Genomic DNA, 22,081 nt, shown 5'->3' with positions numbered 1-22,081 from the left:
AAAATCAAAAATTTTCTATTCTATTGTGCCGTAAAACACGGCTCTTTGAGGGGGAGTGAAAAGCTGGAATATTTGAGGGCAGGGCTTGATTTATTGAGCCTGATGAAGTGCTGTTGTTTGAGGGAGATTTGAAGTTTAAGGGTACTAGGCAAAAAGCTTTGTTCGTTTGCAGAGCAGTGCGGAGTGGTGGTTTGGAAGTTTCGTTTGGCTTCGTTCTATGAAGATGTAAAAACGTGAAAATGTGAATCTGTAAAAGCAAAGCGGGGGATTTGTGGATTTATGTGTAGTCAAGATGATTTTAAATTTAAAGTACTAGGTTATTCAGCTAGTAAAGCAGAATTTCCTAGTACAGAAAAAAGACTAATACTGTACAAACAGTTCTATATTTTGATGATAAAAAAGTTCTATTTGTTATAGCAAGAACAGCTATTCGAGATTTTTTTTGATATTGTCTCTAAATTTGGAACTACCAGTCAAAATATGGGTCTAATTTATCAGTAAAATTAACTAAATCTAGTAACAATAATAGAGCTTACTATGTAATAAAATACACGGTATTGCTAATGAGATTTGACTTTAAAATAAGAATGCAAGTTCAATTTTCTAATCCAGAAACAAAAAACTTATGAGTTTAAAGATTATGAAATTTTAAACAGATATTTTAACACTGAAAAATTTATTAATCTATTACAAGAAAAAATAGATGATACAGTTACACTTGTCACATTATTATAAAATAAGCCCTCTGCGGGAACAGAGGGCTTCAATAGTGGAAAAAATTCTCAACATTGGGGAAACAATGTCAAAAAAACTGATATGCAAAACTTAAAACCACATATAAATTATGCATGTTCATATCTTAGTAATTCATTAGGTATAAGGGCGATGGAGGAAATCGCACCTTCGGAAACCGTCACTACTAAGAATGTGTGTGAGGCTAGCAGAGAATTAAAAAAATGGCAAGCAGAAAAAAAGTTTAAACAAAAAAAGAAAACTTTGCTGTTCGTGCCCATAAATATAATGAATTAATTCCAAATAGTGCTTTTTATTGTAAAGCGTATCCAGAAACTGAAAATCAGTTAATTCACTACAATAAATATAATAACAAAATTAAACAGAAATATTGTTAAAGATAGAAGTTCTAAAAGACTGATTTAAAAAAATAATTTCTCAAAAGCTAAAGATGATATCATAAAAGATATGGTTAAAAGACATTTTATTAAAAAAGGATATTTTAAAAAAAATACGATACTTTACCAAGCCCTGTAATGAAAAATTTATCGGGAATTACAAAAGCAACTTTTTAACACCTACTTTAGAATTAAATGATGATGAGATATTAAAAAATGCATATAAAGGTGGGCTTTGTTTTTTAAATCAAGAAATGGGGACATATATATAATGGAATTGAAGTATATGATGTTAACAGTATGTACCCAGCTATGATGTTAAAACTGTTACCTATAAGTAATTCTATCTACAAAAAAGACGAAATATTCACAAATTCATATTGTGCGTGTTTTTGGTCATGGTATGGAGTGGTGCGAGGATTGGGGGAAGTGTTTTCGTGAATGGAGGGGGAAGTTTAGAGGAAGAGTGCTGTTCAGTTGTTAAGTGTGTGATGGGAGAGAAAAGGGGGAATGGAGGATGAAGAGAGTGCGCATGGATAGGAGGAGAGTGGGCTTGATTTATTGAGCCTGACGAAGTGTTGTCATTTGAGGGGCGGTTGGGTGTAAGCTTTGTTCTGTGGGGAAAGCTGCTTTTTGAAGTGGGATTGTAGACCAGTGCTGGTTGGGAATTTTCATTCTTTGAGATGTGGGCTGGAAGTCAATATAATAATATAGCAGATTTTGATCTCATAATTTTTACATTCTTTCTTTTTTTTAAAGCAAATAAGAAAGAAAAATTAATATATTACTTGATATTAGTCTAAATGCTTATATCAAGAGGAGTATTTCTTTAAAAATTTTCACTTAACTTATTAAGCAATTTGTTAGAGTAAACAACTCTTTTGAAGTTCATATCACCAATTGTATTGAAGGGAGTGCAACTTTAACTGTAGAAAAGTTTAATATCGGATGGTTGATATGAATTTATTTTTAAAAAAGAGTCCTTTAGCTCTTTTTTCCTCTCTCTTTATTTCTAAAGTTGGTGATTATGCTTATGAAGTTGTTTTTGTTTTACTGGTCTTAGAATTAACAGATAACATCTTTTTTACAGGTCTTGTGTATTTTTTTCGATTTATCCCTTTTCTCTTTTTTGGTCCTATAGGAGGTTGGTTAGCTGATAATTTTTCTTTGAAGAAAAATATAATCTTAAGTGAACTTGTTAGATTATTAGCCTCATTATTCGTTTTTATAACCACTATAACAGGGACTGCACATATTATTGTTCTTATTTTCGCAGCAATATGTACAACGATAGGAAGAAGTATTTTCCAACCAAGTTTTCAAGCTGCTATTCCCAGAATGTTTTCAGCAAAGGATCTGACAAAGGCCAATAGCATTGCACAAATTATAGAGGAAATTGCATCCGTCATGGGTCCTTTGGTTTGTTCCCTACTGCTTTTTTTAGCAAATAAATCGGCAGTACTCATTTTTGATTTTTTTACCTATTTTATATCTATTATAGTGTTATTTAATCTCATGAATTTAAATTCAAATGAGAATAAATCATTCAATTTTATAAAAATTTATCGAGAAACAGCTTCCTATCTTAAATATATTTCTAAAGAAAATAATAATTTATTTATTACGCTCGTTGGCTCGTCGTTTGCTATTCTCTTTACTGGTGCAATTTTAAGATTTTTAATTCCAGCTTTTGTTCTCTCCATAGGGGGAGAGGAAAGCCTTGTTAGTTATATTTTTTCTCTCATGGCTGTTGGAACTATTGTTGGTGGTTTGTTATATCATAAAATTATATTCAAGATTACATCGTTGAAACTCATGGTATTTTGGCTTCTTTATGGGGTTATTCTGTTTGTTATGCCCTTAGCTGCAGAACTTTATTTAAAACTCCTTCTCGTGTTAGCATTTGTTTTAGGATTTATTGGTGCATTTGTGGATATTAGTTTAGTCTCAGCTATTCAATTATACTCTCGTCGTGAAGATTTTGGTATGAGTTTTGGAACTTTTTCAACTTTAGCGAACTCTGCGGAAGCAGTGTCTGGCTTTATTGCTGGACTTTTTGCACTCGTGGGATTGTTAAGCTCCTTTTTAGCTATGTCTGCATTAATTATTTCCACGGGAATGATTGGCATTTTAAAAATTAAGAAAAATAAAGATACAACATCTCTTAATACGACAGTAGATGACGACCATTGATATATTTAATATCTCCATGCCGTTTCTTTTTTCTAAGACGGTTCGTTAATTATCCTGTTCATGATGTAAAAACATCGCTCTTTGAGGGGGAGTGAAGAGCTAGAATATTTGAGGGCAGGGCTTGATTTGTTGAGCCTGATGAAGTCCTGTCGTTTGAGGAGGGGTGTCTGAAGACTGTGGGGAGCGGATTGGCTGGGCAAAAAGCTTTGTTCGTTTACAGACCAGTGTGTATAGAGCAGCGTGGGGTGGTGAGCCTTTCCTTTGGCTTTGTTCTGTAATGACGTAAAAGCGTAAAAATGTGAATCCGTAAAAGTGAAGCGAAGGATTTGTGGATTTATATATTGTGCGTGTTTTTGGTCACGTTGGGCTTTTTTGGGCGTGGAATGTGGTGCGAGGATTGGGGGAAGAGTTTTCTTGAATGGAGGGGGACGTTGGGAGGAAGAGTGCTGTTCAGTTGTTAAGTGTATAATGGGGGGGAAAAAGGGGGAATAGAAGATGAAGAGAGTGCGCATGGATAGGTTAGGAGAGTGTGGATAAGAGGTGGTGGTGCGAAGGGATGAAGGATGATGTGTGAGGGGTAGATACCCTCCTTGGGATGGAGAAAGAATGAAAAGGGGTGGGGATAAGCTTGCCAGTGGAATTTAAGTTGTGAAGTGTTTTGTTTTTATCAAATTGTTGCGTGGTGTTTTGGAAATTTCATTCGTTGTTTTGGGGTAGAGCTTCACAATTGTCTCAAAAAACACATAAAATAGCTAATGATGAGCGTAAATGAAAAACCAAAAGAAACAATATCGGTACAAATTGGTAGATAGTGGGGAAGTCGGGATCTAAATGGCCCGTAAAAACCTAAATATTCAAACAATAATTACTCTTCGAGCAAGTGATAATTTCAATGTTATGGGGATAAAAAATATCATTTTTATTGCTTGGAAAATCATCCAATGTCTGTACTTCTTTAATGATAAATCTGTCTTAAATAATATGTAATACAGAAAATCATGAAAATAAGTATAAATATATTATATGTATACTACATTCTTTACATATGTTTTGTGTACTTTTAATATATATATATTTTATGTTAAGCGTAAGCTTTGAGTACTATTAGAGATGATGGTCGTTTTTTTAACAAGCGAGAAAGTGATTAACTAATGCTTGATTGGAAAGAAATATGTTGTTAAGGCTATTCTTAGAAAGGATGCTCTTATTTCTGGTGTAGGAGCTTCTCAAAAAAGGAAATACAATTTATAGGGGAAGTCTAGATGTCTAAATATTTATTTCCGTTGCCTCTTGTCTTGGTGGCTGGTTGTGCATCTATGAGTAATTATTCATCAAATTATGTCAGTCCAAATATTACGAAAGATGATGTAAAATTAATTGCTAACGATTTTGTCCGTAATCTTAAAAAACCTTTACCGCCCGCTACAACAACACTTATTGTGAAAAAAAATAAAACAGAAGACAACTTTACTCCTGTATTTATTGATCTCTTGCGACGGAATAGATATAACGTGATCTATACAGATCAACCAAACAAACAGCAAAATGGTGTAATCTTGACTTATCAAATAATGCCAATAAAGACAGGTATTCTGTCTATGGTTTCTTATGATGAGGTTGGAGTAACCCGTTATTATTTCCGTACTTATAATAGATGAAACCCCTTTGCCGGTTTGTCTCAAAGAAGTAGATAATGAAGAAATGTGTTTCAGGGGAAATGTTGGGATTGAATTAATCAATAAAAATTTACAGATGTGAAAATTATATATTCAGCTGACAATTACCAGTCGTCTCGTTTACAATTTCAGTATTGTAATGAAAAGAGGTATCGTTTTATCTGTTCGCAATTCTTCATGTTCTGTCTCAGTTATATAGCGCTTTTATCATTTCTGTCTTATAGAAAATTACTTTCTGTTCTACAGCTCTATATGCCAATTTAATAGTCAGATCTAAACAATCAAATTCATATGAACTCTTTACGGAAATCTGTTGTTTGAGATTGTTGAAGGGTGTTTTGTTTTTATCAAATTGTCGCGTGGTGGTTTGGGAGTTTCGTTTGGCTGCGTTTTGTAAAGATGTAAAAGCGTAAAAATGTGAATCTGTAAAAGTGAGGCGGGGGATTTGTGCTTTGTGTATGCTTTTATCATGGCATGGAATGTGGTCAGAGAACTAGGGGGACGCGTTTGTGAATGGAGCGGAGAAAGCTGGGATGAAGAGGGGTGTTAAGTGTGTGATAGGAGAGAAAGGGGGGAATATTTTAGGGCAGGGCTTATTTGTCTTGTCTGATGAAACAGTCTTCTTTGAGGTGTGGGATAGCCATATGAAATAATCAACAGGGGAATCTGATAGACGAGAAATCAGATTGTTGCAGACCAGTGTTTACAGAGCGGTGCGGAGGGGTGGTTTGGGAGTTTCGTTCTGTGAAGATGTAAAAGCGTAAAAATGTGAATCTGTAAAAGTGAAGCGGAGGACTTATGGATTTATGTATTGTGCGTGTTTTTTGTTATGGTATAATGATAAATCCATTGAGCTCCCCTATCTTTACGCTTATGAAGAAGCAAGCCGGCACTATCATTATATTTGCTAGCTCGTGGGTGTTGGTTACAGCCCTTGGCACTTGAGACGGTTCATAAGAGCTATTTTTATTCCTTTCTGAATCGTTTTTTATCCACACGGGCTCTCCCCGCTTTTGACGTGCAAGCGAATGATTTTGATTGATTCAACATGGGAGAGATTTGAAATGAGAGAATCTTACGATGTTTGGAATTCTCAATCAATATCAATGATGCTAAATTATCCTTATAAATCAATATATTGTTATGGTATGGAGTGGTGAGAAGGAGGGGGTGAGGCGAAGAATTATGCAAACTGGAGGGGAAATGAAGAGTACTGTTCGTGCGTTGGTTGGAGAGGAGAGTTTGGGAATAGCTGTGAACAGATTGAAAGGGGGATGTGTAAAGAGATGTGAAGAGAGAAAAATCGTGGTTGGCTTTTATATTCTATGCGGAATTTAACAATTATATTTGCGTCTATATTTGTATGGGGGATATCCGTGAAATGGGTGTGAGAAGCATTGAGAGATGTTTTTTTAATAAGTGGGTGAATGAGAAATACAATGGTAATCTTATTTAGAGGGGTAATCCTATTAGGGGTAGTCCTATTTAGAGGGGAAATCCTATTTTAGCTCTTGTTGTTTTGGACATTGTGTTTTTTATGAGAGGCGTTTTGCTGGAACGGCGTTTTGCAAGAGAGGTGTTTTGAGGGATGTGGCTCCCTTAAAGAAAAACACAAAAATATAAAAAGAAAAATATAAAAACTTGACAAGGTAAATGTAAAAAGGTATCATAATGATACAATCGGAATTGTGCGTTTAAATCAGAGAGATCTCTTGATAGAATTCTGTGAGAGGGGTGGGGATATTTTCCCAAGGTTTTGGTGTTTGTTATCCTATTTTGAAGTTTGTCATCCTATGATGTCGTAAACCGGTGCCGTAAACCGTTTTTTGAGATGTGGTGGTATCAGGCGGGCAAGGCTTTAGGCAGAGGGGGATATTGGCGAGGGATGTCGATAGGTGTGCTTTTGTCTAATCAGAAATCAACCACAAAACTGCTTTTTGTTTTTTCGGCTGGAGTTCTCTAAAGTTTTTCAAAAGTGCGTGTTCTTTTTCGCTGTATGTGTCTTGATCACGCTGTAGGAGAGTTTCTTTTGTGGGAATATCTTCTTCTGCAAAAATATCAGTATAAAAAAAGGTAATAGGAACTGCTAGTTTTTTAGCAATTTCGAGCAAACACCCTGCGCTTACACGATTGGAGCCTTTTTCGTATTTCTGGATTTGTTGGAAACTGACACCTAAATGGCTTCCTAATTCCTTTTGAGAAAGCCCCATTGAAATGCGTCTGTGACGGATTTTTTTACCTATTGAAATGTCGTTGAAATGTGAATTCTTAATTTGCACTTCAAGCTCCCCTCCGGTTGCGAGCGCCCTCGCATTGGTATTCCGGGAGTAGTAAAGTACTGAGCTCTAGTCAGCATTTTTGCTTTTAGTGCTTATCACACCTGGACATAGCAAAAACTCCCGGAATCCCGGGACACCCACAAAGTGGGTTCATTCTTACGCTAGAGCTTAGGGCTTTACTATCCCTTATTGATCGCTGCGTAGACGACCAAAATATCCTTTGAGTGATAAAGTAATTTCAAGGGATTGGCAAGAAAAATCAAAATAATTTCAAAGACTATAAGATTGGGTACTTTTTAAAAAAGTGCGAAATCTGGATTTTTAGTTGGCACTTTAAGCCCCCCGCTGGGGGCGAGCGCCCTCGCATTGGTATTCCGGGAGGTTGAAAATACTGAACTCGAATCAGCTTTTTGCTTTTAGTGCTGACAAGCACTTGGACATAGCAAAAACTCCCGGAACTCCGAGATACCTACAAAGTGGGGTAAATTAACGTTTGAGTTTTCGGGCTTTCAAATCCCTATTTGACCGTTGCGTGGACGATCAAAAACACAAGCTCATCAATAAAGTAGTTTCAGAAGATTGGCAAGAAAATTAAAATGTTTGCTATACGGTTATACTGTAAAATAGGGATGTTTGGGGGCGGTAATCTGATGTTAGTAGGGTAAGTAATCTGATGTTAGTAGGGGAATTTATTGGGTAAGAGGTTGGATTATAGTTTAAAACCGGTGCGGGGTGGAAGCTTTATCCTGCAGAGGAAAATTTGCTTTTTGAAGTCAAATTGTAGATCAGAGCTTATCTGGCGTGTTTGATGAAACACCAATCTTTGAAGTGTGGGATAGCCATATGAAATAATTAGCAGGGGAATCTGATAGACGAGAAATCAGATTGTTGACAGACCCGTGTTTATAGAGCGATGCGGGGTAATGGTTTGGGAGTTTCATTTGGCTTTGTTCTGTAATGATGTAAAAGCGTAAAAACGTTGATCTGTAAAAAAGGAGCAGAGGCTTTGTGCTTTGTGCGTGTTTTTTATCTTTTAGGGTGTGTCCCATTTTTTTAATTGCTGGTTGCTTTTGAGGTTTCATTCCTGATTTTCATGTCATTTTTTTGTGTTTGAGGTTTTGGTTTCTCTTTAGTTGGAAGGAACATGATGATGGTAGATGAACATTGTCTTCCCTTACGTCGAAGAGGGCGGAAAAAAGGGGCTTTGAATAAAACAACAAAGCGATTTAATGAAGCTCTTTTGACAGCGGCGGAGCAGGCGGGCTATCACTATGGTGAAGATGGGCTGGTGTCTTATCTTCAGTATCATGCTCTGAATAATCCCGTACCGTTTTTTTCGCTGCTTGCAAAAGTGTTGCCTCTTCAGGGGACTGGAGAAGGGGAGGTTAAAACAGTTTCGCGTATTGAGATTGTACCAGTGAATGCAAAAAGTATTGAACCGGAGAAGCGTGATCCTTCAGCAACGGAGGTTTGTGATATTGAAAAATGTTAGGCTGAGGTGGATGATGCGGGGTGACATCTTGGAAGGGGGTTGCTTTGGTGATTGCTTGTCTTGAGGGGATTGAAGCAGAGGCTATCGTGCTTGTAGGCGCTCGTGATACTTGGCTTGGGTGAATGATGCCTGAGAGCCATGTGTTGGAGGAGATTTGGTGCAGGATGTTTGTGTGGTGGATATGGGATAGTGTTTTGATGGGCGAAGGGCGTGAAACTTGAGAGAAGTATTATGCTTGCGGGATGCATGTGTTTTGGTGGGGGTATCTTGGGGGATAGACAAGTGTGAGGATTGGTGATGCTTGAGAGGCATGATATTGGAGGATGTTGGGCTTTGGATATGCCTGAGAGCCATGTGTTGAGGCTATGATTTGGTGGGGGGATGCCGTGCTTTGGTTGGGGGATGACAGGGCGCGGTGTTTGAGGGGTGGGGACCCTTGGGATTTAAGGACCCTTGGGGGGCGCATATCGTGTATATGCGGGGTCAAAGCGGTCAACGCGGTCAAAGGGGGGGCTTCATGCAAAAAAGTGAAATTCATTGCGTATTAGGATGAAGAGAAGATAAAGCGCTGCTTTTGAGAAGGGCGTTTTTCGTTCCAATTTCTCTTTTCCTTCAATTGTTCTGGGATAATTAAACTTGGGATAAGCAAAAGGGTGAAGCGCAATTATTGCTAAAGTATGAAAATTTATAATGAAAATTGTTCAGAAAATTTCTCAAAAAATAGAGCAGAAAACGGCTCAAGTGGCTCTTATTCCAAAGCTTATTCCTGTTTTTACTGGAAAAGCAGATGTGCGAGCCGCTTGGGGAGGACGGGGCTCTGGAAAAACACGTTCTTTTGCTTTGATGTCGGCTGTTGTGGGATATCGCCATGGAATGGCTGGAGAACGCGGGATTATTCTTTGTGCAAGGCAATTTCAAAATTCTCTCAATGACAGTTCTTTGGAAGAAATTAAACGCGCTATCGAATCTTATCCTTTTTTACAAGACTATTATGACATTGGCGATAAGTATATTAAATCAAAAGATGGACGGATTGTCTATGTGTTTGCTGGGCTTGATCGCAATATCGCAAGTATTAAATCAATGGGGCGCGTTTTCCTTTGTTGGGTCGATGAAGCCGAGCCCGTGACAGAAACTGCTTGGCAAACCCTCATTCCAACTTTGCGCGAAGAAGGAAAAGATTGGAATGCAGAATTATGGGTCACATGGAACCCGTGCCATGAAAATGCACCCGTGGAAAAACGTTTCCGAAATGTCGATAATCCTCATATCAAAGGGGCAGAAATTAATTGGCGTGATAATCCGCAATTTCCTGAAAAACTCAATCGTGATCGAATGGACGATTTGCAGCAAAGACCAGAGCAGTATAACCATATTTGGGAAGGCGAATATCTCCAAGCTGTCCAAGGGGCTTATTATCAGAAATGTCTTCTCGAAGCTGAAATGGAAGGGCGGATTACCACCGTTCCACGTGATCCTTTGATGCAGGTGAGAATCTTTTGGGATATCGGGGGAACAGGAGCAAAGGCTGATGCTACCGCATTGTGGGTTGCGCAATTTATTGGACGGGAAATTCGAGTGCTCGATTATTATGAAGCCCAAGGACAGCCTCTCTCAGAGCATGTGGGCTGGGTCTTTCAAAGGGGATATGAAAAGGCTCTCATGGTTTTGCCCCATGATGGCGCAACAAAAGATCGTGTTTATAATGTGAGTTTTGAAAGTGCCCTTCAACAAGCTGGGTTTCAAACTAAAGTGATTCCTAATCAAGGAACAGGCGCTGTGAAAATGCGTATCGAAGCCGTAAGGCGATTGTTTCCTGCACTATGGTTTAATCGTGAAACGACATGTGCGGGCAGAAAAGCACTCGCTTGGTATCATGAAAAGCGCGACGAACAGCGCAATATCGGACTAGGGGCTGAACATGATTGGGCTAGCCATGGGGCCGATGCCTTTGGACTGATGTGTGTGGCTTATGAACAACCAAATGCTAGAGCGCGAAAAAAACCTTATCGCTCGTTTCACCATTCTCAAACTTCATGGATGGCTTTTTAATGAATATTTCTACAGATTCTTCTTTTGATCAAATCGAAACGCTTGAAAATCAAGCACTCTTTAAAAAACTCGTGGGGTGGTATCAGGATGATATTGCCCATGTCGAAAAATGGCGAAAAAATGCCCAAGAAGATTACGATTTTTATAATGGACGGCAATGGAATGAGCAAGACCTTGCTGTCTTGAACGAACAAAACAGACCGGTCATGACTTTTAACCGTATTGCGCCTTTAATTAATGCCGTGATTGGGGCTGAGCGCAATAATAAAAGACAAGTTCAATTTATTCCACGACAAGAAGGAGCAGCCTTTGCAAACCAGATTCTGACAGGGGCAGCTGAGTGGTTTCGTGATGAAGCCGATGGGGAATACGAAGATTCCGATGCCTTTCAAGATGCAATTATTTGCGGAATGGGGTGGACAGATACACGCCTTGATTATGAAGAAGATCCACAGGGAAAACCAATTATTGCACGCTTAGATCCTATGAAAATGGTGTGGGATGCGAGTGCTGTCAAGCCTAATCTTATTGATGCACAACGCTTGTGGTATATTGATGAAAAACCTCTTGCTGTGGCTCAGGAAATGTTTCCTAATGTTCATTGGAGTGATCTTAATGCTGATTGGGTTAAACATCAGAGTTTTTTACATTCATCCAGCAATGGGATGACACAAAGTTATCAAGCTGAGAGGGGATATCAAGGAGAGTGGGAAGAGGGAGGGACCTATCAACGTCCTAAAATGGTGACATTGGTAGAATGTCGCTGGTTTGAACGCGAGGTGATTTATAAAGTTCTCGAGCCTCAAAGTGGAAAGTTTATCGATTATTCAGAGCAGGATTTCCAAAATTTAAGCAAAACCTTTCCTCATGTTCAAGCAACAAGGTTGAACAGAAAAATTGTCAAACGGGCATTTTTGGGCAGAAAGCTGCTCGAAGCGCCTGATAAGCCCTTGGTCCCACACAATCAATTGGGATGGGAATGTATTACCGGTACTTTTGATAAGTTAAGCCGGCACTTTTACGGACTTGTGCGCCCTACAAAAGATCCCCAACGGTGGGCAAACAAATATTTTAGTCAAGTGATGCATTTGCTCAATAGCCAATCAAAAGGCGGAATTATGGCAGAACGCGATGCTTTTGATGATGATCGACAAGCCCTCGAGAGTTGGGCTAGAGCCGATAGTATTACTTGGTTGAAAAGTGGTGCTGTGTCTGGGGGAAGAATTCAGCCTAAACCCGTGGCACAATTTCCGCAAGGGTTTTTCCAATTGTTTAATGAAGCAAAGAGCGCACTCGAACAGGTGACGGGGTTGTCTTCTGAATTTATTGGGACAAGAGCTGTCAATCAGCCTGGCGTTCTTGAACAACAACGGCGACAATCGTCACTTAATCTTTTGGCTTCCTTTTTTGATGGGTTGCGTCGATATCGGCAACGACAGGGGAAAATTATTCTCTATCTTATTCAAAATTATCTGTCCGATGGGCGGCTGGTCCGTATTGCTGGTGATGAAAATGCCCAGTATGTTCCACTGACACGCGAAATGGTGACAAGTTTGGAATATGATATTGTTGTGGATGATGCGCCAACAAGTCTTAATGAAAAAGAGCGTACTTTTGCACTGATCATGCAACTGCTTCCTTTGATGCAAAATTTTGCAACGCCTGAGATTATGCTCGATCTCTTACGCTATTCGCCTTTACCAGCCTCACTCATTCATAAAATTGCGATAAAGGCGCAAAATTCTCTTCAAGAAGAGCAAAATGCCTCAGCGCAGATGGGGGGTAATATGGGAACAGAGCAGATAATGCAGATGTTGCAGACAGTAAAGGCTCAACAATAGGATGCTTTATGATGCGCTCTTTCAGATGAATTTCATCTATCAGAAGTTGCTTATCTAAACAATTTCCATAGTTACCCATGTTGCTTATGTCGTGCAATGTCGCCTCTCTTTATCTCAGAAGAGCTGTTTTATTGGACAGTGTGTATTGGGGAAAATGTTCGATAGTGTTTTGTCGTCATGGTGGGGGAGCCATGTGGGGGAAATGTTGGAGCCAAAATGATGGGTAAGCATTAAGGGGATAAATGCTCTCAGGCTGTTTTATCTGAAAAATTTAATTTTATTGTTAAAAAAAGAGAAGGCTAATGTCATGGATCAAGAACACTTAACGCCGGCAGAACAAAACCAATTGAAACAGGATTATCTGCTCTCAACACAAGAGGGAGAAGACGGTGAAATTGGAAGAGAAGAAAAAACTCTTGAAGATAATTTTCAAGGGCAAACGCATCAAAAACAGTATTCTTCGCAAAAGGCTGGAAAAGAGGTTCAAGGGGGAGAAGATGCTCCGCCAGATCCGCAAAAAGACTTTATGGGCTATATGCAATGGTTGGGAAAAACACTCCAAAAACAAGGACTTGTTAATGAAAAACAACAACCTTCTCTGGCTCGCGAAGCAGAACAGTTGCATGCGTTTTTTCAGCAGTCTGTTGCAAGTGTTAAACAAAAGCATCATGATTTTGATCAAGCAGCTGATTTTATTTATGAAACGCGGGCTAAACAGTTGGCAGCTTGCGCTTCGCTCTATCCTGAGATGGCAGATCCCAAAAATATTGATGCGTTGATTGGCGATGAGTTGAAGCAGATCTTGCGCGATTGTGCGCAAAAAAATCAAAATCCGGCTGAAGTGATTTACTCTATTGCACAAAAAATTGGCTACACAAATGTTCCCAATAACATGGATGAAAATTTACAGGAAAGACACAATTCTGCACGTACACTTGCTGCTTATAACGGCTTGACGCCAAATGGGCCGATTTCTTTGGAGATGCTTGATAAAATGTCAGAAGCAGAGTTTAGCGCTTGGGTTTCTGATCCTAAAAATAAAGCTGCTTTTAATCGTTTAATGGGGGGAAGAGAATTTTAAAAATAAAAATGCGGGGGGTGTTTTTTGCGGGAACTTGGAGAGGCTTTTAGCGCAGGGAATGCGGGGGATTTCTCAAAGCACGGATGTGGTGAGGAGAGCTCTTATAAGGGGGAGGCAGACGCTAACAGAAATTAGATAAAACTCACGAACAACCTATTCACCATTTGAAATGAAATGTGGTGTTTTAACAACCGGCGCTTTGCCGGGTTTTTTATGTCAATAAAACTTTTAGAGGATAAAATGACTGTAACTTATATCGGACTTAATGACCCAATGGCAGTGCGCACATGGTCTAAATTACTAAACCAAGAAGTCTCAAAAGCAATTCCGATTGCACCGTTGATTGGAAATGATTCAAACAGTATCGTACAATTAAAGGATGAAACCACGAAAGCAAGTGGGGATGCCATTAGCTTTAATTTGCGTGTGCAGTTGCTAGGCGATGGGGTGAGTGAAGGGCAGACATTGGAAGGCAATGAAGAAGCCTTACAGTTTCTCAATGATCGCTTGGCAATTAATGAACTCGTTCATGCTGTGCGTGTCAAAAATGAGGGAACGATTGATCAACAACGAATTCTCCATGATTTGCGTACCGAGGCAAAAAATGGTTTGGTTGATTGGTATGCAGATCGTCTGAGTATGATGTTCTTCATTCAAGTGTGTGGATATACTGCAAAAGCTATTAACTTTGAGGGACGTACGATTACTCTTAAACCTGTCCATTATGGTTTTAATGCACCAACGGCGCCAACCGATAAACGCATCGTGCGCCCTAATGGAAAAATAAAAGATGAGGACTTAAAAGAAGACGATGTTTTTGATCTCAAGCTCATTGATAAAGCTGTTGAACGAGCTAAATTGGCAAATCCAAAAATTAGACCCGTGCGGATTGATGGGGAAAATGTCTATGTGCTTTATCTTCATCCAACCCAAGTGACGCAATTGCGAACCAATACAGATGCGGGGCAATGGCTCGACATTACCAAGGCAATCTATAGTGGAAGTCGTATCAAAAATCCGCTCTATGATGGATCTTTGGGCATGTATAATGGAGTGGTTTTGCGCGAAGCTGAACATATTACCGAAGGAGTCGAATCTGGGACGGCAAATAAAGCTGTACCAAATGTGCGTCGTGCTGTTCTCCTTGGTGCACAGAGTGCTGTGATTGCTTTTGGTAAAGATCGAGGGGCGACACGCTATAAATTGGTGGAAGAACTCTTCGATTATGAAAGAGAATTCGGGGTCGCGGCAAAAACCATTATGGGTATGAAAAAAACTTGCTTTACCTTGCCAGGAAGTACGCAAGGGGCTCAGGATTTTGGCACTATTGTCATCCCAACTTATGGAGCACCTGCTTAAAGCGAATGTTTGCTAACTTCCCCCAACAAGAGGGATCTGTTGGGGGAAAAATTTAAAATGCTTCCAGAAAAAGGACAGGATTATGACCACTTTATACACTGATCCCAAAAATCTAAACCTTACACATTCAGACCATTCTAAAACTTTTGCTTATATGGTCGCGCTTATTCAAGATGAAATTGACGATACAACAGCGGAATATTCCCTGCAAATTCAAGATTCAATTTTTACGGCTTTGCGTGTGTGTGAATGCGAACCCTTTTTCTTTAATGAAAAAAGAGAAAGGACCTTTAAAACACAAAGTGGTAAAACATGGTATGGGCAAGAAGAGGGAGTTTTTATTGAATCAGAAAAGAGCTTGGAAGGCGTCTTTTTAGCAACAAAGAATGCAACACCAACAAAGTTGTTCTTTAAGCCCTTGGAAGTGTTGCATCAACAATATGGTATGCATCCTGCGCTAGGAACGCCATTCTTTTATACGTGCCTTGATCAAAAAATAGGACTCTTTCCAACACCAGAACATGTGGAAACTATGCAGCTTTCTTATGCTCCTGTTCATTTTGCCGATGAACAGCTGAAAGAAAGCGATAATCCTTGGTTGATTTATGCTTTTGATCTTATTAAAGCACGGGCAAAATATGAACTTTATAAAAATATTCTTAAAGATCCTGAATATGCCGCCGTTTCTTTCAGAGATTTTCAAGAACAGCTTCAAGCTTTGCGCATTGAAACATCGCGCCGAAAAGGTTCCTCAAAGATTCGCCCAATGAGTTTTTAAAAGGCTTTGTTCCAAATCGTTTATGGCTGGTTTGTCCCTTATGGTTGGATAAGCGCTGGGGATTGATGGTGAAGGGCTGGTGGATGGCGCTGGGTATGCCATTATTTATGGTATCTTTTTTTTTCGACGTGTTAATCAACTTAAGGTTGTGTGCTTTGTTGAATTTTATGCCTTTAGAGTTTTAAGGGCTTTTGTGGTTTCAATCAGTAAGCTTTGGTGTTTTGAATGGTACTAGGCTCTTCAAAGATTTATGGAGAGTTTAAAGGCTTTTTCCCAGTTGTTGGGGTGATTGCGGGCGGTTGATTTTGGTCGGGCGCTGGTGGATGGCGCTGGGTATGCCATTATTTATGGTATCTTTTTTTCGATGCGTTGATCAACTTAAGGTTGTGTGTTTTGTTGAATTTTATGCCTTTAGAGTTTTAAGGGCTTTTGTGGTTTTTTATCAATAAGCCTTGGTGTTTTGAATGGCACTAGGCTCTTCAAAGATTTTATGGGGGTCTTGATGGCTTTTTTCCCAATCGCTGATTATCGACCCGATGTGGCGGATATCAATGGAATTTTTACCGATGAACTTGTTAATGTGCTACCGGCTGATGGCTCCTATATTCCTATGCCAAGTTTTGAACCTTTATCAGAGCCTTGTCCTGAGCCAATTTTAGGTGCTCTTGCGGTTAAAACAAAAAATGGGGTTTCTATTATTGTTGGGACAAGAGAAAAAATATTCTTGCTTGATAATACAACAATGAAGTGGAAGGATATTAGCCAAAAAGGAAAATCTTATCTTGCTAATGTTGATGCTCCGTGGTCTTTTGCTTTATTTGGTGATTTTATCATTGCAGTGAATGCCAATGATAAACCACAAGTGATTGATATTAATCATGATAAAAAATTTAGAAATTTAGGGGGAAATCCACCACAAGCAGGGATTGTTCGAATCTGGGGAGATTTCGTTTGTTTGATGAAATTAACCGAGCATCCAAGGCGGGTTCATTGGTCTGGATTAAATGATGCTGAATTTTGGACCGTGGGGAAAAAAAGTTGCGATTATCAAGATTTTCCTGATGGCGGATTCGTCCAAGGGGCAACCGAGACAACAAATCCAATTATCTTTATGCGTTCTGCAATCTATGCTGGTTCTTTTATCCCTGGCTCTAAGATTATTTTTAGTTTCCAAAAAATTCACGATAAACGAGGTGCAAAAAATGCTGAATCGATTGTTTGTAGAGGCGATTTAGCATTCTTTGCCGATGAGGGCGGTTTTTATCAAATAACAAATGAGGGACAGATTATCCCTATTGGGTTCGAAAAAGTCGATCGAACGATGACCGCAAAATCAAGGCAGGATAATCTGTATACCATGTCTGCGGCTATCGATGGGGTGTATAATCGTGTTTATTGGATGGTTGATTCTGATGAGAACCTTCATAAACGTATCTTGCTCATTTATGATTGGGGATTGCAAAAATGGACAAAAGCTCTCGTGGATATCAAAATGATATTGCCTATTTTCTTAGCAGGAACAACCCTAGAAGGTCTTGATTTTGTGACTAAGAATATTGATGATTTGTCCTTTTCTCTCGATAGTAAAGCTTGGAAAAATGAATCGCCTATTCTGGGGGCATTTGATCAACAGGGGAGACTGGGTTCGTTTTCTGGGGGGGCTATGGCTTGTGTTGTGACATCACAAGAAATGGGGCAGACAAATGGCATGATAACACGGGTGAAAAATATTATGCCTCAAGTCAATAGTGGAAAGTTTTATTTGTCTGTGGGAATGCGCTTTCGACAATCTCTTGAAGAGGAAACTGTTTGGTTGCCAGAAAAACAGCCTTCTTATAATACTGGACAAATTCATTGTCGCGCAAGGGCACGGTTTTATCGCTTTAAATTGCGCATTCCTGAAGGGGTGAATTGGACTCATGTCACTGGATTTGATGTGGAATTGACGCGAGCCGGTATGCGATAGGCCAAAGCCTCTATAAACAAAGGAACAAGGTGGTGCGTTATGCTTCATGCTTTTCTGCGATAAAGGAAAAATAGTCTGCACAATGGCTTATTTTTATAAAGAAGAAAGTTTCCTATTTGTTATGACAAAGGGATGATGGGGCTTCTTTTCTTTTGTTTTATTCTTCTTTTTGAAAGTTGTGCGGTAAGTATGGAACGTGAGAAATGCGTAGGGGGATGTTATTTAAGGGGAGATGAGTGATAAAGCTAAAAGAGCCAAAGTTATGATGCAAGAGAGTCAAGATTTGTATTCTGCTCATTTGACAGAGCAATGGCCATGGGAAAAAATCGCTCCCTATCAAGAGGCACTCAATGCTGCATTGAAAAAATATGCTCAGCGCTTTCCTGATGATGTTTGTCTGGAAAAAATTGCTGAAGAAATCGCTACAGGACAAGCACAATTGTGGCTGGTCTTAAAAAATAAAATCCAATTTAGTGCTTTTGCAATAACCAAAGTTGAAATAACCCATACAGGGAAAAAATGCGTCGTTCTCTCAGATCTTGCTGGAGAGGGAGGGCTGAAATTGGTCAAATTGATTGATGAAGTCGAAAAATGGGCGCGAACAATTAATGCTGAAGAAATGCACATGTTTGGAAGAACTGGATGGGCGAAAAGGCTCGCTCATCACGGATATTCTCGTAATCTTATTCAATATAGAAAGGTTCTCAAGCCATGAGTAGAAAAACCACACCTCAAGTGCAGACAACAACACAAACAAATGCTCCACCTGCTTGGGCGGCTGATATTTTTAAACAAGCCAGTGCTGATGCACTAGGACTTTATAATAAAGGAATTGGCGGCAACGTTTATCAGGGAGACAGAGTCGCTGGTCTTAGCGATATGACAAAAAATGCTCTGACCGGTTTACAACAAGCAGCAGGGCTCTATAACAATCCAACGGTAACGCAATGGTTGAATGCACCAACCAACAGCGCTACAAATCTTTCCAGTATGGCTAAGGGAAGCTGGATTGGAAGCAATAGTAAATTTAATACTGCATTGCAAAATGCCCTGAATAAAACTTCCGATGCAATTAATCAGTCGATGTCTGGGGCAGGACGTTATGGCTCTGGGGCTCACACCGGTGTGCTGGCCGATGAACTAGGCGCTTTAGCAACAAATGCTGCAGCACAGCAATATAATCAAGATATTAACAATATGATGAATGCAAACCAGATGATTGATCGCTCTCAGAATGATCAGGTTAATGCGGCAAATAGCTATTATCAAGGACAGAGTAATGTGCAAAGCAATGCTTTGAAAGGGGGCATGATTCAAGATGTAAATCGTCAAAATATCTTAGATGCTGAACGCCAAAAATGGTCAGAAAAAGATAATCAAGATTGGAACCGATTGCAAAGCTTGTTACAGATAGGAACACAGGCTGCTGGAAATTACGGAACGACTTCAGGAAAATCTACGACAATGCCTTCTGTGACAAAAGATCCATTGCGTGATGCGCAGCAAGTACTTGGATTGGTAGGAGGAATTTTAGGGCTTTGTGATGTGAGAGCAAAAGAAAATATTATCCCTGTGGGGCAGAAAAAGGGATATCCACTTTATATCTTTAATTATAAAGGAAATCCACAACGTTATCAGGGCGTTATGGCGCAAGACGTATTGCGTGTGAAGCCTGAAGCTGTTTATGTCAATGCAAAAACAAAGTTATTGCATGTTGATTATGACAAAATAGGACTGAAAATGGACAAAATACCGGCATCTAAAAATAAAATTGCGGCTTTCTTTTCTTCATTTTTTGCTCGTTTTCCCTTTTTGAAAAAAGAGTATCTTCTATGAGTTCGATTTATGATTGGTCAATTATCGCATCAGAAAATGCTTATGTCGATGAGAGTATAAACTGGGCAGAAGGGCAACCGCCAAGTACAGTCAATGATAGTGCTCGCGCTATGATGCAACGCATCAAAGAATATTTGTTGGATAATGGGGGCGGGATTGAAACACAGTTTACTGTCGATGTGGAAAACGAGAGGACATCACTTCGTTTGGCGACAAAGTCTTTTTTTGAGACTTATATGGATGGCATTGTTGTGCGCTTTAAAGCACAAGGCGTCAACAGAGGAATAACAAATGTTTCTTTAAATCAATTGCCGCCAAGACCAACTTATATGGCAACGCCAGAGGGTATTATGCCTTTAAAAGGGGGGGAAATTCAAAAGGGGGGGCTTTATGAAATCGTCTATACGTGTGATATTGCCGGAAAAAATGCTGATGGATGGTTTTTAACCAATCCTACTATAAAACTTCCTGAAATTCCGCCCTTTCCTCCTTTGCCTGAAACTTTTTCTTCTGGATTTATTGGGACTTTTGCTACAGAAAAAATACCCTCTGGATGGTTACTCTGTGATGGTAAAGAATATTCGCGAAAGAACTATGCCAATCTCTTTGCTGTTTTGGGGGAAACGTGGGGAAAAGGAGACGGGAGAACAACATTCAATGTTCCCGATTTGCGTGGAATGTTTTTACGGGGGCTCGATAGTGGAAAAGCAATTGATAAAGGACGTCGCTTGGGAAGTCGACAAGAAGAGTCTTTTAAATCTCATACCCATGAAGGAAAAACAGATTCAACAGGTAACCACCAGCATAGTTATCCAATGATTGACAAGGTAGTTTGGGATATGAATCACGGTGAATATTATAGAAATCTGGCTCAAGTCTACAATAAAGATCGGTTAACGAAGGCTGCGGGAGAGCATGAACATAAGGTCTTGTTGCAAAAAACAGGGGGGGATGAAACACGCCCCGTCAATATGGCGGTGGTTTATGCTGTCAAAGCCTGAGAATGAAAGCTTTGAGAGAGAAAGATAAAAATGAGCAAAATATCTGTTATGAGAAAAAGTCTTATAGAATATAAAGTCTTATAGAATATATTGTGCAGAAAGTTTTGAGGCGCTTTAGAAAAAAACTGAACTCTCTTTATTATTTTATTTTTTGTGCTGCCTTTGTTGGATGTCTAAAGGTAAGTTTGCCTATTGTTCTTTAGAGGATCAAGACAGTAATTATTGAAGGTAGGGGTAAAAGAGAACAAAAAATCTTCCTTTATTCATAGAGTTTTTTTCTGAGGAATAAAGATTTTATCCAAAAGGCTCCCTCTTGTGGTATCGTGATACATTGTTTAAGGTGCTGGGTTTAAAGCACTGGTGGGCGATGACAAAAAGCCCATGGATAAAATTTTATCTTGTTATACCGTAAAACACCGTCATTAAAACACTATTATTGAAGCTGGTGATATGGTGATATAAGGAAAATAAGACATACAATACTTGATCCATTTAAGTATTGAAGAGACATCTATTCAGGGGATGGGGTGCTTCGTTAAGCCTTATGCAAGTGAATTATATAAGGTGAGCAGCAGACGGAATCTCTTCAGAGTAGTTGGATTGTTTCAAACCGATGTGGGGCTAAAATCTTCGTCCTTTTAGGTGGCGGGAAGAGATCAATGGATATGTTTATTTAAAGAGAGAAAAGGCAAAATGGTGCTCTCCTTCTTTTGGGTAGAGCGTGTATGCAAAAAGCGTTCATTCTTTCAAAATGGGCATTTTATTGGCTAGAGCAGATTGGCGATGCGTTTAACACATGGTGAGTAATTGAACTCTCTTAGATGGCATTTTTTACTTGTTAGGAAACTTCTTGAAACAGAATGAGAGTGATACGAGAAAATCTGTAAAACAATGGTTTATCCCGTTGTGTCGTAAAATACCATTGTTTGAGATGCGGTTAAAACTTTATGCATTGGGATGTTTTTCGTCTGTGCGTATTCTTAAAGCAGCGTTTTTTGTAGAATAACTCTAGACAAGGCTGCATTTGAAGGGGAAGCTCAGTCAAATCCATTAGATAAGAAGTCAGATTGTTTACAGACTATTGTTTATCGATTGGCATTGTTTGAAGACCGGTGGGCGTGGCTTTGTCATTTTGGGGAAAGCCAACAAAGCAGCAAGGTGACATGCATTTTTCTTTGGTTTCAGGTGATAAAATCATCATTTTAGGTGGAAAACAGACTATAATCTAAAAAAATACCTTGTAAAAATTTTCAATGAGGAAATTTTTTTCAAAAGCCTTTCACATAGTTGTCTGAGGTTGTCTGAGGTTGTCTGAGGTTGTCTGAGGTTGTCTGAGGTTGTCTGAGGTTGTCTGAGGTTGTCTGAGGTTGTCTGAGGTTGTCTGAGGTTGTCTGAGG

16 protein-coding genes are annotated in these 22,081 nt (G+C 39.3%); 15 read left to right on the top strand and 1 reads right to left on the bottom strand.

What is annotated here, in order from left to right; translation table 11 throughout:
* The first annotated feature begins 1,376 nt into the window (after positions 1-1,376).
* The 4 genes from ACFIK8_RS06270 (at position 1,377) to ACFIK8_RS06255 (ending at position 4,981) form a co-directional block, all read left to right on the top strand.
* Positions 1,377-1,571 carry a DNA polymerase gene (locus tag ACFIK8_RS06270; RefSeq protein ID WP_375669052.1) on the top strand — a complete coding sequence of 65 codons (195 nt, stop codon included), beginning with the start codon at positions 1,377-1,379 and terminating at the stop codon, positions 1,569-1,571.
* Between the two features lie 516 nt (positions 1,572-2,087).
* Positions 2,088-3,323 carry an MFS transporter gene (locus ACFIK8_RS06265; protein WP_375669034.1) on the top strand — a complete coding sequence of 412 codons (1,236 nt, stop codon included), beginning with the start codon at positions 2,088-2,090 and terminating at the stop codon, positions 3,321-3,323.
* A 163-nt stretch (positions 3,324-3,486) separates the two neighbouring features.
* Positions 3,487-3,609 (top strand): hypothetical protein, encoded by a 123-nt coding sequence (locus ACFIK8_RS06260; protein WP_273788452.1) that lies wholly within the window; start codon positions 3,487-3,489, stop codon positions 3,607-3,609.
* A gap of 976 nt (positions 3,610-4,585) precedes the next feature.
* Complete coding sequence (locus ACFIK8_RS06255) at positions 4,586-4,981, top strand: hypothetical protein (RefSeq protein ID WP_375652794.1); 396 nt, start codon at positions 4,586-4,588, stop codon at positions 4,979-4,981.
* Between the two features lie 1,925 nt (positions 4,982-6,906).
* On the opposite strand, the gene ACFIK8_RS06245 is transcribed toward ACFIK8_RS06255, so the two are convergent.
* A complete protein-coding gene (locus ACFIK8_RS06245) occupies positions 6,907-7,278 on the bottom strand; it encodes a helix-turn-helix domain-containing protein (protein WP_375669033.1) in 372 nt (123 codons plus the stop codon).
* Between the two features lie 1,147 nt (positions 7,279-8,425).
* Between ACFIK8_RS06245 and ACFIK8_RS06240 the strand changes: the two genes are divergently transcribed.
* From ACFIK8_RS06240 to ACFIK8_RS06190, 11 genes are all read left to right on the top strand, one after another.
* Positions 8,426-8,770 carry a hypothetical protein gene (locus ACFIK8_RS06240; protein ID WP_375669051.1) on the top strand — a complete coding sequence of 115 codons (345 nt, stop codon included), beginning with the start codon at positions 8,426-8,428 and terminating at the stop codon, positions 8,768-8,770.
* 690 nt (positions 8,771-9,460) lie between these two features.
* On the top strand, positions 9,461-10,822 hold the full coding sequence (locus ACFIK8_RS06235; protein WP_375635637.1) for a PBSX family phage terminase large subunit: 1,362 nt from the start codon (positions 9,461-9,463) through the stop codon (positions 10,820-10,822).
* Positions 10,822-12,663 carry a portal protein gene (locus ACFIK8_RS06230; protein WP_375669032.1) on the top strand — a complete coding sequence of 614 codons (1,842 nt, stop codon included), beginning with the start codon at positions 10,822-10,824 and terminating at the stop codon, positions 12,661-12,663. Before ACFIK8_RS06235 ends, ACFIK8_RS06230 begins: the two co-directional genes overlap by 1 nt.
* Before the next feature lie 307 nt (positions 12,664-12,970).
* On the top strand, positions 12,971-13,744 hold the full coding sequence (locus ACFIK8_RS06225) for a hypothetical protein (protein WP_375635639.1): 774 nt from the start codon (positions 12,971-12,973) through the stop codon (positions 13,742-13,744).
* Positions 13,745-13,984: 240 nt separating this feature from the next.
* The gene (locus tag ACFIK8_RS06220; RefSeq protein WP_375669031.1) at positions 13,985-15,103 is read left to right on the top strand and encodes a N4-gp56 family major capsid protein; all 1,119 of its coding nucleotides are present in this window, start codon (positions 13,985-13,987) and stop codon (positions 15,101-15,103) included.
* An 82-nt stretch (positions 15,104-15,185) separates the two neighbouring features.
* A complete protein-coding gene (locus tag ACFIK8_RS06215) occupies positions 15,186-15,881 on the top strand; it encodes a hypothetical protein (RefSeq protein WP_375635641.1) in 696 nt (231 codons plus the stop codon).
* Positions 15,882-16,383: 502 nt separating this feature from the next.
* Positions 16,384-17,847: a hypothetical protein gene (locus tag ACFIK8_RS06210; protein ID WP_375635642.1), complete on the top strand. Its 1,464-nt coding sequence runs from the start codon at positions 16,384-16,386 to the stop codon at positions 17,845-17,847.
* Between the two features lie 232 nt (positions 17,848-18,079).
* Positions 18,080-18,562 carry a hypothetical protein gene (locus ACFIK8_RS06205; RefSeq protein WP_375628924.1) on the top strand — a complete coding sequence of 161 codons (483 nt, stop codon included), beginning with the start codon at positions 18,080-18,082 and terminating at the stop codon, positions 18,560-18,562.
* The gene (locus tag ACFIK8_RS06200) at positions 18,559-19,683 is read left to right on the top strand and encodes a tail fiber domain-containing protein (RefSeq protein ID WP_375661508.1); all 1,125 of its coding nucleotides are present in this window, start codon (positions 18,559-18,561) and stop codon (positions 19,681-19,683) included. The genes ACFIK8_RS06205 and ACFIK8_RS06200 overlap by 4 nt, the downstream gene beginning before the upstream one ends.
* Positions 19,680-20,684: a phage tail protein gene (locus tag ACFIK8_RS06195; RefSeq protein ID WP_375635644.1), complete on the top strand. Its 1,005-nt coding sequence runs from the start codon at positions 19,680-19,682 to the stop codon at positions 20,682-20,684. The genes ACFIK8_RS06200 and ACFIK8_RS06195 overlap by 4 nt, the downstream gene beginning before the upstream one ends.
* Before the next feature lie 850 nt (positions 20,685-21,534).
* On the top strand, positions 21,535-21,690 hold the full coding sequence (locus ACFIK8_RS06190; RefSeq protein WP_375635645.1) for a hypothetical protein: 156 nt from the start codon (positions 21,535-21,537) through the stop codon (positions 21,688-21,690).
* Positions 21,691-22,081 lie beyond the last annotated feature (391 nt).

The sequence above is a fragment of the Bartonella sp. MR168JLCBS genome (assembly GCF_042194175.1).
Note: the sequence above shows the minus strand (reverse complement) of the source record. Positions and strands in the feature narration are given on the sequence as shown.